Source organism: Glycomyces sp. NRRL B-16210 (assembly GCF_000719515.1).
Taxonomy (GTDB): Bacteria; Actinomycetota; Actinomycetes; order Mycobacteriales; family Micromonosporaceae; genus Glycomyces.
Map to the genome: position 1 here is coordinate 51,014 of NZ_JOGR01000007.1, position 17,442 is coordinate 68,455.

The 17,442-nt window shown below is 70.9% G+C and carries 14 protein-coding genes; 7 read left to right on the top strand and 7 right to left on the bottom strand.

The features are described from left to right. Positions 1-104 precede the first annotated feature (104 nt). The 3 genes from dusB to IF12_RS0110815 form a co-directional block, all read right to left on the bottom strand. Entirely contained in the window at positions 105-1,295 is a 1,191-nt protein-coding gene (gene dusB, locus IF12_RS0110805) for a tRNA dihydrouridine synthase DusB (protein WP_030157907.1), read from the bottom strand. A gap of 164 nt (positions 1,296-1,459) precedes the next feature. Next, the gene (locus IF12_RS0110810) at positions 1,460-2,743 is read right to left on the bottom strand and encodes a hemolysin family protein (protein ID WP_030157909.1); all 1,284 of its coding nucleotides are present in this window, start codon (positions 2,741-2,743) and stop codon (positions 1,460-1,462) included. A gap of 177 nt (positions 2,744-2,920) precedes the next feature. Continuing rightward, positions 2,921-5,497, bottom strand: a complete 2,577-nt coding sequence (locus IF12_RS0110815; protein ID WP_030157911.1) for a hypothetical protein — start codon at positions 5,495-5,497, stop codon at positions 2,921-2,923. Positions 5,498-6,178: 681 nt separating this feature from the next. Between IF12_RS0110815 and dnaG the strand changes: the two genes are divergently transcribed. Together dnaG and IF12_RS0110825 are read left to right on the top strand one after the other, a co-directional pair. Beyond that, positions 6,179-8,041 carry a DNA primase gene (gene dnaG / locus IF12_RS0110820; RefSeq protein WP_030157913.1) on the top strand — a complete coding sequence of 621 codons (1,863 nt, stop codon included), beginning with the start codon at positions 6,179-6,181 and terminating at the stop codon, positions 8,039-8,041. Between the two features lie 82 nt (positions 8,042-8,123). Further along, positions 8,124-9,017 (top strand): hypothetical protein, encoded by an 894-nt coding sequence (locus IF12_RS0110825; protein ID WP_133884381.1) that lies wholly within the window; start codon positions 8,124-8,126, stop codon positions 9,015-9,017. A gap of 30 nt (positions 9,018-9,047) precedes the next feature. On the opposite strand, the gene IF12_RS0110830 is transcribed toward IF12_RS0110825, so the two are convergent. The 3 genes from IF12_RS0110830 to IF12_RS0110840 all read right to left on the bottom strand — a co-directional run bounded on the left by IF12_RS0110830 (position 9,048) and on the right by IF12_RS0110840 (position 11,900). After that, entirely contained in the window at positions 9,048-9,491 is a 444-nt protein-coding gene (locus IF12_RS0110830; protein WP_030157917.1) for an NUDIX domain-containing protein, read from the bottom strand. Positions 9,492-9,496: 5 nt separating this feature from the next. Further along, the gene (locus tag IF12_RS0110835; RefSeq protein WP_030157919.1) at positions 9,497-10,705 is read right to left on the bottom strand and encodes an MFS transporter; all 1,209 of its coding nucleotides are present in this window, start codon (positions 10,703-10,705) and stop codon (positions 9,497-9,499) included. Positions 10,706-10,844: 139 nt separating this feature from the next. Continuing rightward, positions 10,845-11,900 (bottom strand): acyl-CoA desaturase, encoded by a 1,056-nt coding sequence (locus IF12_RS0110840; protein ID WP_030157921.1) that lies wholly within the window; start codon positions 11,898-11,900, stop codon positions 10,845-10,847. A 183-nt stretch (positions 11,901-12,083) separates the two neighbouring features. On the opposite strand from IF12_RS0110840, the gene IF12_RS0110845 reads away from it, so the two are divergent. From IF12_RS0110845 to IF12_RS0110865, 5 genes are all read left to right on the top strand, one after another. After that, entirely contained in the window at positions 12,084-13,037 is a 954-nt protein-coding gene (locus IF12_RS0110845; protein WP_030157924.1) for an ABC transporter ATP-binding protein, read from the top strand. Next, a complete protein-coding gene (locus IF12_RS0110850; protein ID WP_051704245.1) occupies positions 13,034-13,849 on the top strand; it encodes an ABC transporter permease in 816 nt (271 codons plus the stop codon). Before IF12_RS0110845 ends, IF12_RS0110850 begins: the two co-directional genes overlap by 4 nt. Before the next feature lie 8 nt (positions 13,850-13,857). Beyond that, positions 13,858-14,655 (top strand): ABC transporter permease, encoded by a 798-nt coding sequence (locus IF12_RS0110855; protein WP_051704246.1) that lies wholly within the window; start codon positions 13,858-13,860, stop codon positions 14,653-14,655. A gap of 203 nt (positions 14,656-14,858) precedes the next feature. Then, positions 14,859-15,788, top strand: a complete 930-nt coding sequence (locus tag IF12_RS0110860; RefSeq protein ID WP_051704247.1) for a M23 family metallopeptidase — start codon at positions 14,859-14,861, stop codon at positions 15,786-15,788. A 34-nt stretch (positions 15,789-15,822) separates the two neighbouring features. Beyond that, on the top strand, positions 15,823-16,671 hold the full coding sequence (locus IF12_RS0110865; protein WP_133884380.1) for a ThuA domain-containing protein: 849 nt from the start codon (positions 15,823-15,825) through the stop codon (positions 16,669-16,671). A 148-nt stretch (positions 16,672-16,819) separates the two neighbouring features. On the opposite strand, the gene IF12_RS0110870 is transcribed toward IF12_RS0110865, so the two are convergent. Beyond that, entirely contained in the window at positions 16,820-17,437 is a 618-nt protein-coding gene (locus IF12_RS0110870) for a pyridoxamine 5'-phosphate oxidase family protein (protein ID WP_051704248.1), read from the bottom strand. Positions 17,438-17,442 lie beyond the last annotated feature (5 nt).

The following is a 17,442-nucleotide window of genomic DNA, read 5'->3' on the forward strand; positions in this document are numbered from 1 at the left end:
ACCCGGCGACGAAAATCCGTTCGCGGTGCCGGCCGCACCGCCGAAACCGCTCCCGAGGCGGGACCTCGGCCGAAACCGTGCCGCGCCTCCGCGTCGGACCGCCGTCAGCCGCCCGAGGAGTCGATCTCGGCGCCGACGGGCACCGTGCGGTCGTCGCGGTCCTCCAGCCAGCCCTCCGGGAGGGTCACCTTCCCGGGGCTGTTCGTGCGCCCGCGCGGCTTGCCGATCGTCGACTCCGGGAACGGCGCCGCCGCGTCGAGCTTCCCGAGCAGGTCCTCCAGCTCGTTCAGCGAGGACACCATCGACAGCGCCCGCCGCAGCTCGCCGCCGACCGGGAAACCCTTGAGGTACCAGGCCACGTGCTTGCGGAACTCCTTGCAGCCGTGCTCCTCCGCCGAGATGTTCCGGCGCGACTCGTACGACTCGGCCCCGGCGAGCCACTCCACCAGCAGCGCCGCGTGGCGGCCCATGACCTTCGCGACCTCGCCGAGCGCCGGCATCCGCCGCTCGGTCCGGCCGTTGAAACCCGCTTCCAAGTCCCCGAACAGCCACGGGCGCCCCAGGCACCCGCGCCCGACCACGACCCCGTCGCAGCCGGTCTCGGCGACCATGCGCAGCGCGTCGTCGGCCTCCCACACGTCCCCGTTGCCGAGCACCGGCACGTCCAAGCGCCCCTTGAGGTCCGCGATCGCCTCCCAGTCGGCGACCCCCGAGTACCGCTCGGCCGCGGTGCGCCCGTGCAGCGCCACCCACGCGACCCCTGCGTCCTGGGCGATCAGGCCCGCCTCGCGGTACGTCAGGTGGTCGTCGTCGATCCCCTTGCGCATCTTGACCGTGACCGGCAGGTCCCCGGCGGCGTCCACCGCGGCCGTCACGATCTCGCGGAACAGCCGGCGCTTCCACGGCAGCGCCGAGCCGCCGCCGCGCCGGGTGACCTTCGGCACCGGGCACCCGAAGTTGAGGTCGACGTGGTCGGCGAGGTCCTCGTCCACGACCATCCGCACCGCTTCGCGCATCCCGGCCGGGTCCACGCCGTAGAGCTGGAGGCTGCGGACCTCCTCCTCGGGGTCGAACTCGATGAGGCGCATCGTCTTGGGGTTGCGCTCGGTCAGCGCCACCGTCGTGATCATCTCGCACACGTAGATGCCCGCGCCCTCTCGGCGCTGCTTGCGAGCCGTAAATCGGCTCAGTTCGCGGCAGAGCTTGCGGAAGGGCAGGTTCGTGATCCCGGCCATGGGCGCCAGCACCACCGGCGGGACGACCGGCCGACCTGCGAGCGAGAGCTGTCGTGTCACCGCTCCAGTATTCCAGCGGACCGGCGCGACCGCCCTTCCCGGTGACGCGCCGCACCGCCCTCAGCCCCGGGGCCGCCGGGTCGTTTCAGCGGCGGGGCGTGCGCCACCTGGTAGGAAAGGGCGAACTCGGCCGCGACGCGCGCCGGCGGGCGGCGATTCGCCGCTCAGCCCTCCGCGCCGCCCGTCGCACGCTTGATCCGCACCGTCGTGATCGCGTGCTGCTCGATCGCGGCCACCTCGAACACCCATCCCGACACCCGCGCCCGGTCGCCCGGCGTCTCCGGCAGGCGGCCCAGCTTCGCCAGGACCAGGCCCGCGACGGTCGTGTAGCCGCCCTCGGGCGGGTCGGTCAGCTCGACCCCGAGGTCCTCCAGGTCGTGGACCGGGAACACCCCCGGCACCGACATCGTGCCGTCGGCAAGGTGCGTCACGCCCATGACGTCCCGGTCGGTCTCGTCGTAGATCTCCCCGACGAACTCCTCCAGCAGGTCCTCGATCGTCACGATCCCGCCGATGCCGCCGTGCTCGTCCACCACCACCGCGAACTGCTCGTGGTCGGTCTTGAACCGGCGCAGCGCGTCGGTGACCCGCAGCGACTCGGGGAAGACCACCGGCTGGCGCATCGCCTCGGTGAGGCCGCTCGCGTCGTCGAGGAGGTTGCGCAGGTTCACCACGCCGAGCACGTCGTCCAGGCCCGTCGGGCCCGTCACCGGCGCCCGCGAGTGGCCCGAGGCCGCCAGCAGCATTCGCGCCTCGCGCACGTCCGTGTCCGCCGGGAGCGTGAACACCGAGCGGCGCGGCACCAGCACCTCCCGCAGGCGGCGCGCGTGGATCTCCAAGGCGCCCACGATGATCTGGCGCTGCTCGGGGTTCAGCGTCCGCTGCCCCGAGACCAGTTCCCGCAGCTCGGCGGGGTCCATCTGGTCCGAGTCGGGCTCGGTGCTCCCGCCGAAGATCCGCACCACCACGTTCGTCGAGGCGCTCAGCGCCAGCACCACCGGCCGCGAGACCGTCGACAGGAAGTTCAGCGGTTTCGCGGCGATGAGCGCCCACCGCAGCGCGTTCTGCATCGCGATCCGCTTCGGCGCGAGCTCGCCGAGCACGAGCGTGAAGAACGTCAGCACGACGGTGACCAGCCCGACCGCCACCGCATCGGCCGCGCCGCCGAGGAACTCCAGCGCCGGCACCAGCGGCGCCGCGAGCGAGACCGCGGCCGTGGCCGAGGCCAGGAACCCGGCGAGGGTGATGCCGATCTGGATCGTGGCGAGGAACCGGTTCGGGTCCCGCGCGAGCCGCACCAGCGTCCGCGCGCCCTTGCCCGGTTCGCGCTCCAGCGCCCGCAACTGGCCCTCGCGCAGCGACACCAGCGCCATCTCGCTGCCCGCGAACAGGGCGTTCATCAGCACCAGCACGCCGACGAGTGCGAGATTGAGACCGTAACCATCCATGTTGCGAGTGCCTCCGGCATCGTGATCGGTTCCGCACAACCTATCGGCCCGGCCGGTGCCTCGGTCACTTGCACGGCCGCCGACCCGTCTGGCCCCGAAGGCTTCTCATCCACAGGGGACCGCTGGAAGACGAAGCGGCGCGGGCCGCAGGGCCCGCGCCGCTTGAAGGTCGTTCGTTCAGTCGAGGTCCACGGTCACCGAAGCGTCCCAAGGCTTCCCGGCCACCTCGTACGCGCCGCCGTAGGAGAAGCCCTCGCCGCCGACGGTCGCGCCGCCGGGGATCGTGGCCTGCCCGTCCAGGTAGGCGTGCAGCTTCCCGCCCTCGAAGTCCGAGACCAGGACCACCGCGGCGGTCCCCGAGTAGCCCTTCACGTCCAGCGCGGGCGCCTCGGAGGCGCACAGCGGGTCGCTCAAGCGGGCGTCGGCCAGCTCCTTGGCGACCGTCCCGCCCGATACCCAGCTGATGGTCGCCTCGGACCGGCTCGTGGCGATGTACGCGCCGCTCTGGGCGCCCACCACGAGGCAGGTCGGGTTCGCGCCGACGTCGGTCGCGGCGGTCTCGTTCAGGTCGCCGTCGAGTTCGTGCACCACGCCGTCGCGGGTCGCCACGGCCGAGGAGCCCTCGGTGGCGGCCACGTCGGCGACGCCGCCGGGGAGGACCATCGCCTCGCCCGCGGTCGCGTCGAAGGTGAACTGCACGCCGTCGTAGTGCTGCTCGGCCAGGCCGGCCAGCGTCGAGGCGAGGTCCACGACCGCGACCTGGCTCGAGCTCAGGTCGCCGACGATCGCGTAGGCGGCGGTCGCGACGGTGTCGCGGTGCGCGTCGCCCTCGATGACGCCGCGGCCCAGGCCGAGCGAGCCGCCGGAGTTCGACCACGCGTCGACCGAGGTCGGCGAGCCGAACGGCAGCTCGACCGTCCCGACGATCAACGCGGTCGCGAAGTGGCCGGGGTTCGGCAGGCCGGGGTAGGACTCCGACCAGCTCGACTGGTACGAGCCGCTCGTGTCGGCCAAGGCGATGACGACCAGCGAACCGGTCTGCGTGTCGGGGCTCCAGGTGGTCACCAGCGCCAGCTCGTTGCCGTCGGTGAGGGCCACGTCGGTCGGGACCTGGCCGTCGGGCAGTTGCAGGCAGGTGCCGCCCTGGGCGCCGCTGATGCCGGTGGTCGCGACGATCCCCGAGGAGAAGGCAATCACCGAGTGGGCGTCGATCTCGGCGCTCTGCTCGGGCCGGGCCAGCGCCACCGGCCGCCCGAGGTCGCCGCCGAGGCCCGCGACGCAGTCGGCGGTCGCGCCCTCTTCGAGTTCGAGTTCGGGCGCGCCCTGCTCGGAGAACCGGCCGCCCGCGCGCGGGTCGAGGCCGATGCGGTCGTCGGTGCTCTCGACGACGGTGACGTGGTCGATCCCGGACAGGCCCGACTCCTCGGTGAGGTAGCCGACCTGGCCCTGGATGCTCCGGTCGGCCTCGCCGAGGAGCGGTGCGGTCGCGAGGGCGTCGCCTTCGACCTGCGGGAGTTCGCCGGCGTCGCTGCCGCCGCTCGCGTCGCCGTAGCGCCACGCGAACCACGCGTCGGAGCCGGCGGCCGCGGCCAGTTCGCTGTACTGCTCGGCGGTGAGGGCGCCATCGACGGCGGGGTCCTCGTTCGGTCCGTCGTTGTCGGTGTCGCCGCCCTGCTGGCTCGGTTCGCTCGGGGGCGAGGCGCCGAGCATGAGGACGATGCCGATGATCAGGCCGAGGGTGATGAGGCCGCCGATGCCGTAGAAGGCGTAGCGGACGCCGCGGTGGGTCGGGGGGGAGACGCGGGTCTCGCGCGGGGAGGTTTCGGCCGGGGCCTCGGGCGCGGGGGCCTCTTCGGGGCGGCGCTGCGCCGGGACGGCTTCGGTCGCGGGCGTCTCGATGCCTCCGGGGCGCCCGTCGAACGGCTGGTCCCCATAGGACTGCTGGTCCTGGACTCGGGGTTCGGGCTGGGGCGGGCGGGCCTGCGGCGGTGCCTCTTGGAGCGCGCCGCCGAAGGGGTCGGCGTCGAACTGCCCGGAGGGCTGCTCCCCATAGGAGCCCGGCTGGGGCGCCGGGGGGAACGGCGGGGCCTGGGGCGCCTGGGCGGCCTGCTGCGTCTCGGCTTGGAGCCGTTCGGCCTGGTAGGGGTCGGACTGGTAGAGGTCCTGGCCGCCGGAGTCGCCGCGGTACTGGGCCTGCCCGTAGAGGTCGGCCTCGTACGGGTCGGCTCGTAGTTCGGGGAACTCCAGGCCGCCCTGCTGCTCCGGGGCCGGCCGGTTGGGGGCGCCGCCCTCGGGGGGAGCGGCGAAGGGGCCGCCCTCGGCGGGTGAGGGTTCGACGTTGGGTTGCGGGGCGGGGGCCGCCGCGGGGCTCGCTTCGGGGCCGGGCTGGGTCGGCATCGGGCTCGGGACGGGCCAGGTGGCGCCGCCGTTCGCCAGGCCCCAGCCGGTCTGGGACTGCTGGCTCATCCAGTCCTGGCTCGACTTCGGCGGCCAGTCGGGGGACTCGCCCCATTCGCCTTGCGGGCCTTGGTCCTGCGGGCCCGGGGGTTCTTGGGATCCGGCCTGCTGGCGCGGGACCTCGGGGGAGGGCCCGCCGAGGTCGGCGGCCCACTCGTCGCGGCGCGCCTCGGGGTCGAGCTCCGTGTACGGTCCGGGGGCCTGCGCGGTCTCGCCGTACAGGGAGGGACCGGCGGGGGCCGGCGGGGGCGGGAGCTGGTCGGACGCCGAATCGTCCTCCGGCACCGCGGAAGGCATGTGACCCACCCCGCGCGCTGTGATGCGGGGCGGATTGGTGGGTGTGGCCGCGGGTTCGCTGGTGGGAGGCCAGGAGGGCGGCTGCTCGGGCGTTGGGTCCGGCATGATAGGCGACTCTAGCGGATCGGACCGCGCAACCATGAGGCGTGGTCGGGAAAGGTGGCGTCGAGGATCATGGTACAGCGCGCCCGCACGCTGGACCTTCTTCGGCGCCAACACGTTCGGTGAGCGATTTTCGGACGTGACGGCGCCGACCCGTCCACGATGTCCGACTTACCCCGAGCCGGTCGCGGAGCCCGCGCACCGACCGTGCGGCCGCGGCGCCGCTCCACGTGGAGGGCTTCGGCGAGTCGGAGTGCCGCGGCCGCGGTGCCGCCACGGACGCTGCTCCTCGTGGAGGGCTTCGGCGAGTTGGAGTGCTGCGAACGCCGCACACGTCTCGCACTCTTTCGGGTGACACGACGGCCGCCGGGCCCGGTTCTTGTCGTACCCGCGCGGGAGAGTGGGACCTACCTTTCCCCAGGGAGGGTGGGGGTTAGGGATGGTAATAGGGCCCGGGGCGAGTCGGCGACCGCCTTCGGCGTGCCGCCGCCCACTCCTCCGCTCACACCCGGCGGCGTCCGGTCCCGGGCCGTCGGACCCACCGGGCAGAATGGGTGCGGCAGTGAGAAGAGGTGAACAGTGGCAGGGCGAATCCGGGACGCCGATATCCAGCTGGTGCGCGAGCGCGTGGACATCGCCGATGTCATCGGCGAGCGCGTCACCCTGCGCAACGCCGGCGGCGGCAACCTCAAGGGCCTGTGCCCGTTCCACGACGAGCGCTCCCCGAGCTTCAACGTCACCCCCGCGCGCGGGGTCTACCACTGCTTCGGCTGCGGCGTCGGCGGCGACGCCATCACCTTCATCACCGAACTCGACGGCCTCACCTTCGTGGAGGCGGTCGAGCGCCTCGCCGTCCGCGCCGGTCTCAAGCTCACCTACGAGGACGTCGACGGCCGCGTCCAGCGCGGGCCCTCCGGCCAGCCGGGCCTCAAGCAGCGCCTGCTCGACGCCCACACCGCCGCCGCCGAGTTCTACACCGGCAAGCTCCTGTCGCCCGATGCGGCGACGGCCCGCCAGTTCCTCACCACCCGCGGCTTCGACCGTGACGCGGCCGCTACCTTCGGCTGCGGCTACGCCCCCGACTCGTGGGACGCCCTCGCGAAGCACCTGCGCGCCAAGGGTTTCACCGCCGAGGAGCTGACCCAGGCCGGGCTCGCGAAGCCCTCGCGCACCGGGAACCTCATCGACCGGTTCCGCCGCCGCCTGGTCTGGCCCATCCGCGACTCCTCCGGTTCGGTGATCGGCTTCGGCGCCCGCAAGCTCTTCGAGGACGACCAGGGCCCCAAGTACCTGAACACCCCCGAGACTCCCCTGTACAAGAAGTCGCAGGTGCTCTACGGGATCGACCTGGCCCGCAAGGACATCGCGCGCAGCGGCCGGGTCGTGATCGTCGAGGGCTACACCGACGTCATGGCCTGCCACCTCGCCGGCGTGCCGATGGCGGTCGCGACCTGCGGCACCGCGTTCGGGCCCGAGCACATCCGCATCCTGCGGCGGTTCCTGTTCGACTCCGAGTCCGCGGACGGGCGCATCATCTTCACCTTCGACGGCGACGAGGCGGGCCAGCGGGCCGCGCTCAAGGCCTTCGACGAGGAGCAGCGCTTCGTCTCCCAGACGTACATCGCCGTCACCCCCGGCGGCCAGGACCCGTGCGAGCTGCGCCAGAGCGAGGGGGACACGGCGGTGCGCGAGCTCATCGAGCGGCACACGCCGCTGGTCCAGTTCGCGCTCGAACGCGCGATCGCCAAGCACGACTTGGACACCGCCGAGGGCCGCCTGCACGCCACGCGCGCGATCGCGCCGCTGCTGGCCCGCGTCAAGGACCGCGGGCTGGTCGAGGAGTACCTCGGCGTCTACGCCGGGCGCCTCGGCAAGGACAAGGCCGAACTGCGCCGCGCCGTCCAGGGCGCGGCCACCGGGCAGGCGCCCGAGGCCCCCGCGGGGCCCAAGCGCGAGGCCAGGGCCGACTCGACCCAGTCGCGGGCCCAGCGGGAGGTCCTCAAGGTCGCGCTCCAGCAGCCCCAGGTCGCCGGCCCCTACTTCGACGCGGTGGACGCCACCCCGTACACCGACCCGAACTACCGCGCCGTCCGCGAGGCCATCGAGGCCGCCGGAGGGGCCGCGAAGGCCGCGGCGGGCCCGAACTGGATCGCCGCCGTCCAAGGCGCCTGCACCGAACTCGCCGCGGGGGCCCTGGTGAACGAACTGGCCGTGGAGGAGCTGCGCATCGCGGGCGAACCGGACGCGCTCTATGTGCGGACGATCCTGGCGCGCATCCAAAGACCCGTGGTCGAGACCGAGGTCGCCGACCTCAAACGCCGGTTGCAGCGGGTGAACCCGAGCACCGACAAAGACGAGTACATGACCCTCTTCGGCCAACTCATGGGCCTGGAACAACACGTCAGGTCCCTACGAGACCAGGCCGCCAACGCAGTCGAGTAACACGCAGCCGAGTGGCCTCGGCCATATCCGACACGCACCCGAAATCCGAGGACTCGTACGAATCAGCGCATAGCCTCATTTTATGCCGAAAACGCCCCATGAGGCCATGCATCATCTGTTCCGCGACGACCCCGACCTTGTCCGCCGTGCGCTCAAGGTCTGCCTCGACGAGGACTTCCCGCAGTTCAACAGCGTCGTCGTCATCGACTCCGACCTGACCGAGATCAAGACGATCACCCGCGAGGTGGATACCGCGCTCCTGGTCGAAACCGATCTCGGTCCCGAGATACTCGTCATCGAGCCGCAGTCGAAGCCGCCCACGCAGGATAAGAAGCGCGCGTGGCACTGGTACCTGTCCTATCTGGAGGCGTACTACAAGGCTCCCGCGACGCTGATCATCCTTACCGCGGACCGGGCCGCCGCCGCGGCCTGCCGCAGGCCCATCACGCTCGGCCCCGAACGTCGGCCCTCGGCCACGGTGCACCCGTTGATCATCGGCCCGGACAACGCACCGTTCATCACCGACTCGATCGTCGCGGGGGAAGACGTGATGCTGGCGGTCCTGGCGGCGCTCGCGCATCGGCTGAACCCCGCCATCAACACCGCGCTCGACGCACTTGCGGGCGCGCTCCACTCCATCGACATCGAATCCGCCAAGTTCTTCGCCGAGTACGTCGTAGTCGGCCTCGGCGAAGGTGGCGCGTATGACCACTGGAAAGGCATAATCATGACCATGACCTACCCGTTCGCCTCGAAACTTCGTGAAGAGCTCATGCAGAAGGGCCGTGTCGAAGGCCGTGCAGAGGGGCTTGCCCAGGCGTTGCTGATGGTCCTCACCGATCACAACGTGGCGCTCTCCTCTGAGGAGCGTACGCGGATCGAGGCGTGCCAGGACGAGCTGCTGCTCAGCACCTGGCTTCACCGGGCGTCCTACGCCACGACCGCCGCCGACGTCTTCGAGGCCCGCAAGGACTGATCCGGGTCGGCCGCCGGTGCGGTGGCGTTGTTACCAGCCGTATTCGGCGTACACCGCACCTTTTTCGATTCGTTCCAGGGCGTTCGCCACGTAGCCGATCACCTGCGTCAGCTCGCCTGGGGCCGCCCATTGGAGCTGCGCGCATTTGTGCGGTTCGCGGTTCTTCGGCTCGCCGGTGAACTTCGCCGTCCGGAAGAACAGGTCCACTCGTTCGTCGCCGTCGATCGGGTCCCTCTTGTGCTGGACCAGGGCCAAGGCGAGATCCTCCGGTTCGACCGCGACCCCCACCTCCTCGGCGCCTTCGCGGACCGCGGCCGCCACCGCGCTCTCGCCCGACTCCACATGGCCCGCCGGGACGCTCCACTGGCCGTCGGCGTACCCGGTGTTCGCCCGTTGCAGGAACAGGAGTTCGCCGCCCCGGTAGAGCAGCAGGTGCACTGCCAGCGGGTACGTGCTGCGATCCTTCGCGCTCATTCGTCTCACCTCGGATGCGATCGGCCCCACCGTAACAGCGTCTTCCCGGCCTTCTCCCCGGCCGTCGCCGTGGTCGCCAGCGCGACCACGAGGGCCACCGCCGCCAGTGCGGCACCGGTCAGCGCGACCGAGCGGGGCCCGATTTGGCTCAGCGTGAGGCTCCCCAGCGAGGAGCCCAGGGCGATGCCGACGTTGAAGGCGATCGAGTTCCCCGCCGAGGCGGTGTCGGTGCTTCCCGGAGCGAACTCCATGACGCGGTTCTGCAACGCCGGGATCAGCGCCCCCATGGCGAATCCGGTGACCACGATGGCCGCCGAGGCCGCCCACGGGTTTGTGCCGAGGGCGAACATGACGACGAGGACGGCCGTGAGCAGCCCGATCGGCAGGATGACCGAGAGGCGCTGGTTCCGGTCGGACAGGACCCCGCCCGCCGCGATCCCGCCGAAGTCGGCCACGCCGCGGGCCAGCAGCAGCGGCCCCAGCAGCGCCGCGGACATCCCGGCGACCATGGTCACGAAGCTCGCGGTGTAGGTGAACACGGCGAAGAACCCGCCGACGGCGAACACGGAGGTGGCGAGCAGCAGCACGTACCGGCGCACGTCCGGCGAGGTGCCCTGCCCGGCGTGCGCGTTGCGCGTCGGCTCCGACGGCAGCGCCGCGGCCAGCGTGAGGAACGCGAGCAGCCCGAGGCCCGCGACGGCCAGGAACGCGACGTGCCAGCCGGCCTGCTGCCCGAGCCAGGTCCCGGCGGGGACGCCGAGCATCGGGCCGATGGACCCGCCGGTGAAGACCACCGCCATCGCCCGTCCGCGCACCTCGATCGGGAACATCCCGGCCGCCAGCGGCGCGACGATCGCCCAGAAGACCGCCTGGCTCAGCGCGATCGCGGCGCGGGCGGCCAGCAGCAGGCCGTAGCTCGTCGCCGCGGCCGAGAGCGCGGTCGCGACCACCATGACCGCCAGGAGCGCGAGCAGCAGCGGCCGGCGCGGCATCCGCGCGACCACGCGCACCAGCGGCAGCGTGGTCACCACGACGATGACGCTGTACCCGGTGACGAGGAGGCCGACCCGCGACTGCGAGACGCCGAGGTCCTCGGCGATCTCGGCGAGCAGTCCGATCGGCAGCGTCTCGACGGTCACGTAGCAGAACGCGGCGATCGAGAGGGCGACCAGGGCCGCCACCGCGCGGCGGTCGACGTCCAGCAGCCGCGTCATGGGGTGTCCATTGCGCTTGCGCGGCAGGGCGACTCGGCGGGGGAGCGGCCGCGTCCGGTTCGGGGCATGGACCGACTCTATCCCTCGGGCGCGCGAAAGCCGCCCGCGCTGGCGCGGGCGGCTTCAGAGCTTGCGGGTGTCAGGCCTTGGCGGGCTCGGGGTTGCGCAGCGGCTCGCCGTGGGCGTGGAGTCCGGCGAGCACCTCGCGCCAGGACTGGATCAGGCCCGTCGCGTGGTAGTCGATGCCCTTCTCCTTGCAGAACTGCTCCACGATCGGCTGCGCCCGGTTCAGGTTCACCGAGGGCATGGCCGGGAAGAGGTGGTGCTCGATCTGGTAGTTCAGGCCGCCGAGGGCGAAGTTGGTGAACCAGCCGCCCTTGACGTTGCGGGAGGTCAGCACCTGCTTGCGCAGGAAGTCCAGTTCGGTCTCGCCGACGAGGGTCGGCATGCCCTTGTGGTTGGGCGCGAAGACCGAGCCCATGTACACGCCCCACACGGCCTTGTGCACCAGGAGGAACACGACGGCCTTGCCCGGGGAGAGGACGATGAACAGCGCGCCGAGGTAGGCGGCCCAGTGGACGGCCAGGAACAGGGCCTCCCAGCCGCGGTGCTTCAGGCCGGGCTTGGCGACCGACTTGATGCCCGAGACGTTGAGGTTGAGGCCCTCGAGGGTGAGGATCGGGAAGAACAACTGCGCCTGGTACTTGCCGAACCAGGTCGAGATGCCCTGCGCGAAGCCCGCCTGGCGCTTGGACCACACGAACAGGCCCGGGGAGACGTCGGGGTCGTGCTCCTCGTGGTTGGGGTTGGCGTGGTGGCGGTTGTGCTTGTCGTTCCACCAGCCGTAGCCCATGCCGTTGGCGAGGTTGCCGGTGAACCAGCCGAGCTTCTCGGAGGTCGAGCGGCTGCGGATGACCTGGCGGTGCGCGAGGTCGTGGCCGAGGAACGCGACCTGGGTGCTGAGCAGGGCCATGAACACGGCCGTGATCATCTGGAACCAGGAGTTGCCGATGAAGGCGAACGCCACCCAGCCGCCGATGAACACCGCGGTCACGAGGGCGAAGCGGATCACGTAGTACGCCGGGCGGCGGTTCATGAGCCCGGCGTCGTTGATCCGTCGGCTCAACTGCGCGAAGTCGCTCCCCGCCCGTTCCTTGGGCTGGGGTGTCGCGGGTGTCTCGGCGAGGAGCGTCATCTGCTGTTCCGATCTTTAGACGTTCATCTGGATCACCTCTAGCCTCCCGCCTTTCGGGGCCGCTGTCGCTACTGCTGGCCCCTCAATGGGGGTAGTGCTTGCCCTACCTTTTCGGCAATAGTGTGAAACGAACCTTTCAAAAATCACTGGTCGGATGTCGGACGCCCGGCCTAGGGTGAACCCATGCCACATGACAACGAGATGCTGGTTCGCGCCAGTGACCTGCGGAAGAGCTACGGCGAGCACGAGGCCGTCCGCGGCGTCGACTTCGAGATCCTGCGCGGCGAGGCCTTCGGCTTCCTCGGCGCGAACGGGGCGGGAAAATCCACCACCATGCGGATGATCGGCTGCGTCTCACAACCCACCGAAGGCACCCTGGAGGTCTTCGGACGCGACCCCCGCACCGAAGGCGCCGCGATCCGCGCGCGCCTGGGCGTCGTCCCCCAGGACAACACCCTCGACGGGATGCTCACCGTCTTCGAGAACCTCGTCGTCTACGCCGGCTACTTCGGCATCAGGAAGCGCGAGGCCCGCGCCAAGGCCGCCGAGCTCCTCGACTTCGTGCAGCTCACCGCCCGCGCCAAAGACCAGGTCAACGAGCTCTCCGGCGGGATGCAGCGGCGACTGGCCATCGCCAGGTCCCTCATCAACGACCCCGACCTGGTCATCCTCGACGAACCCACCACCGGACTCGACCCCCAGGCCCGGCACCTGGTGTGGGAGCGGCTGTTCCAGCTCAAGCACCGCGGCGTGTCGATCCTGCTCACCACCCACTACATGGACGAGGCCGAGCAGCTCTGCGACCGGCTCGTGGTCATGGACGAGGGCCGCGTCATCGCCGCGGGCTCCCCGCGCGAACTCATCGACACCCACGTCACCAAAGAGGTCGTCGAACTGCGCTTCGGCACCGCCCACACCGCCGAGCTCGCCGAACTCGCCCTCACCCTCAAAGGCGTCGGCGCCCAGATCGAGCCGCTGCCCGACAAGATCCTCGTCTACACCGACGACGCCGACGACACCGCCGCCGCCCTCGAAGCCCGCGAGATCCGCCCCACCTCCACCCTCGCGCGCCGCGCCTCCCTCGAAGACGTCTTCCTGCGCCTGACCGGCCGCGCCCTCGTGGAGGACGAAGCGTGACCGTCACCGCGACCACAACCGTCGACCGCACCGCCCCGAGCGCGACCGTCGGCGCCTGGCGGGCCTTCAACCTCCAGCTCGCCCTCTACCGGCACGTCTGGCACGGCACCGCCTTCACCTCCATGCTCCTGCCGATCCTCTACATGGTCTCGGTCGGCATCGGCGTCGGCTCCTACATCGACCCCGCCTCCCTCGGCGGCCTCGAATACGCCGCGTTCATCGCCCCCGGCCTCATCTGCTCGGTCGCGGTCATGATGCTCGGCAACGACATGGTCTTCCCCGTCTTCGGCGGCTACCAGGACTGGGGCGGGGCCTACCTCGCCCAGCGGGCCACCCCGCTGCGCCCGCTCGACATCCTCAACGGACACCTCGCCTACGCGGTGCTCTTCCGGCCCCTCACCAACTGCACCATCGTCGTCATCGTCCTGGCCTTCTTCGGCGTCTACAGCTCTGCGTGGGCCGCCCTGGCGATCGTCGCCGCCGTGCTCACCTCCGCCGCTCTCGCGCCCTGGCTCCACTTCTGGGCCTCCAGCATCAAGAACGACGCGAACCTCAACATGATCTTCCGGTTCGCCGTCATGCCCATCTCGCTGTTCTCCGGGGTGTTCTTCCCCGCCGACCAGATGCCCGGCTTCCTGCAACCGCTGGTGTGGATCTCGCCGCTGTGGCACGGCACCGAACTCGCCCGCGCCGCCACCGCCGACGTCGCGCCCGCGCTGCCTCCCCTCGCCCACATCGCCTACCTGGTGCTGCTGGCCGTCGCCGGGTGGTTCGCCGCCCGCCGCGTCATCCAGCGCCGCCTGAACTTCTAGGAGACCGCGTGTCCGTCATCGCCTACAGCGCCGCCCGCGCGAATCTCCGCTCCTCCGGCGCCATGCTCAACCGCAACTGGGTCGCCATGCGCCGCGCCTGGATCCTCGTCGCCTCCGGCGCCGTCGAATCCCTGCTCTTCCTGTTCGCCTTCGGGTTCGGCGTCGGCGCCCTCGTCGGCGACATCACGCTCCCCGACGGCACCACCGTCGGCTACACCGCCTACGTCGCCCCCGCGATCCTCGCCAACGCCGCCATGATGGGCGTGCTCTCGGAGACCTCCATCAACGTCTTCGCCAAGTTCAAGTGGATGAAGGTCTACGACGGCATCCTCAACACCCCCTTGCGGCCCTGGGACGTGGCCCTCGGCGAGGTCTGGTGGGCCCTCATCCGCGGCGGCACCTACATCGGCGCGTTCGTCGTCGTCATGGGCCTGTTCGGACTCCTCGACTCCTGGTGGTCGCTCCTGGCCGTCCCCGCGTGCGTGTTCATCTCGCTCGCCTTCGCCGGGATCGGCCTGACCCTCGCCACGCTCTTTCGCGACTGGCCCGACTTCGACTGGATGATGGCCGTCGTCTTCGTCATGTTCCTGTTCGGCGGCACTTTCACGCCCGTCGAGGCCTACCCGGCCTTCGCGCAGCCGATCGTCTACGCCATGCCGCTCTACCACGGCATCGAGCTCGTGCGCGGCCTCAGCCTCGGCCAGCCGGGCCCGATGATGCTCCTCAACATCGCCTACCTCCTCGCCCTCGCGGTCGCCGGCATGTGGATCGCCCAGCGCCGACTGGCGAAGGCCTTGTACAAGTAATAGGAAGGTCAAGCAGCGGGCCGCGCCGCCGATCCGGTTGAACACCAGCCGATCCGGCGGCGCGGCCGTCTTCTCCCCGTAAGAAGAAATTCTTCAAACTTGACCTATCTAATGAAGAAAAACTCCGATATCGTCCTGTTTACGCATGAAGGCCAGCGCTCCGCACCCCAGCGCGACCCCGACTCGCTATAAGGAGGTTCCTCATGCGGAACACAGGACGGGCCCACCGGCCCGCGATCTCCCGGCGCACGCGCCGACTCGTCATCCTCATCAGCGCCCTCGCACTCGCCCTCACCGGCGCGGCGGTCCCCACCGTGATCGCCAACGCCGAGGACGCCTCCATTCAGGCCCTGAACCACAAGAGCCCCTTCAACTGCAACAAGACCTTCTACGCCAACAACTGGACCGGCGGCCACAACCCCAGCAACTCCATCGACTGGCAGACCTACGGCTCGGACGCCATCAACGGCGAGAACGTGCGCGCCACCGCCGCCGGCACCGCCACCTTCTACGACGAAGGCAGCACCAGCTACGGCAAGTGGGTCCAGATCGTCCACTCCGACGGCACCCGCACCCGCTACGCCCACTTGGCGAGCATGGTCGGCGCCGTCGGCTCCTCCCGGACCGTCTCCCAGGGGACCGTCATCGGCACCGTCGGCTCCACTGGCGGCTCCACCGGCCCGCACCTGCACTACGAGCAGCGCAACGCCTCCGGCACCGTCGTCAGCCCCACCGTCGAGGGCACCGCGGTCCCCTTGGGCACCAAGAAGGCCATCACCTCCTCCAACGGGTGCGGCGGCGGCGGAGGTAACCCCTACACCGCCGGGCAGGTCTGCGGCTCGGGCTTCACCCAGATCAACCAGCACGCGCTCGGCACGGCGGGCACGATCGTCCTGATGTACAACAGCTCCAACGGCCAGAACTGCGTCGTCACGCTGAAGCACACGAGCGTCGGCACGCCCAGCGCGGTCGCCTCGACCCTCCAGGTCGAAGGCGGCGCGGTCACCACCGACTCGGGCAACTTCTCCTACTACGCCGGGCCGGTCAAGAAGGCCGCCGCCGGCCAATGCGTCAAATGGGGCGGCAAGGTCGGATCGACCTCCTGGACGAGCGGCTGGAGCCACTGCGGCTAGCCGATCCGAATCGCCCAACCGTTAGGCTGGGCGCGTGAGAACCGTGCTGCGACTGTGCATGATCGTCGCGCTGGCCTGCGCGCCCGCCTTCGCCCCCTCGGCGGCCCTGGCCGCCGGGGGGCCTCAGGTCCTGGTCCTCACGACCGGGAACGAGCGCCAGGACGTGGCGGACTTCGCGGTGGAGCGCCTCCAGATGGAGGCGCGCCGCTGGAACTTCACCCTCGTCGAAGGCGACCCCGAGGACCTGGCCGACCTCGCCGGCTACGACGCGGTGGTCTTCCTCAACACCGGCGAGGGCCTGCTCGACGAGGCCCAGCGCGCCTCGCTGCGGGCGTTCGTCGAAGGCGGCGGCGGTTTCGTCGCCACCAACGCCGCGGCCGCGAGCGAACCGGACTGGGACTTCTACCAGGAGATGCTCGGCGCCACCGTGGTCACGCCGCCGAGCGAGCCGCGCACCGAGCAGACGGTGGGTTTCGAATCCGGCTCGCCGATCACCGACGGCCTCGACGACCTCGAAGTGACCGAGCGCTGGTACTACTTCGACCCCGAGCCCGACGAGGAGGGCTTCACCGTCCTCGCGCGGCTCGAATCGGAGGACCCGGTCGCCTGGAGCAGCGACGAGCACGCGGTCTTCTACGCCTCGCCGGGCGGCGAGGGCGACACCTGGGGCGACCGGGACTTCCTCCAGCTCATGCGCCAGGGCATCTGGTGGGCCGCGGGGGAGCGGGGCGCGCTGGTCCAGAACACCGAGGACGCGGCCCCGTCGTGGCCCTACACGCTGACGTTCGTGCTGTTCGTCGTCGCGGTCGCCGGCGGCGGCTCGATCGCGGTGTGGCGCTTGGACCGGGCCGAGGCCGCCAAGGCCGCGAACGCCCCGGCCTGAACCAGAGCGAGCGAAGACCGGGCGGGCCGTATGGCCCGCCCGGTCCTTTCACGTTCCGCCCCTTGGACTTGTGCCGCCCCGTGGGACGCTCGCGTCCCGCTCGCCGCGGTCCTGTCGCGGCGGCGCGGGGCGAGGGACGGACCGCGGTCTACAGCCGCCCGGTGATCGAGGTGGCCACCTCGGCGACGCCGTTGACGTACGGCAGGTCCTCGTCCTCGGGCTCCTCCACCGGCGGCCCCTGGCGCTGCTTGACCGAGACCTCCTCGAGCGGGATCGCCAGCAGCGCCGACATGGCGTTCTCCTTGGGGTTGGCGGCCCTCGACCGGTCGGAGCGGCCCTCGGCCATGCGGTCGATGAGCGCCTTGAACACCGACCAGCGCTCGTCGGTGTCCTCCACCAGCGTCGCGTTCGCGTGGACCACGACGCTGCGGTAGTTCATCGAGTGGTGGAACCACGACTTCGAGAACACGAGTCCGTCCACGATGGTCGCCGTGACGCTCACCGGGAAGCCCTCGCGCCCGCCCAGGCCCATGCTCGACCCGGTTGAGCCGTGCAGGAAGAGCGTGTCGCCCACGCGCACATGGAACGTCGGCAGGACCCGCGGCGCGCCGTCGGGGCCGACGAAGGCCACGTCGCAGTGCAGCGCCTCGTCGAGGATCCGGTACGCGTCGGCCTTCTCGTAGGTGACGCGCTCGCGGGAGCGGTTGGGGGTGGTGCGCTCGGTCGGGGCGAACCGGCCGCCGGAGGGGCTGTCGAGGGTCGTCATCGGGG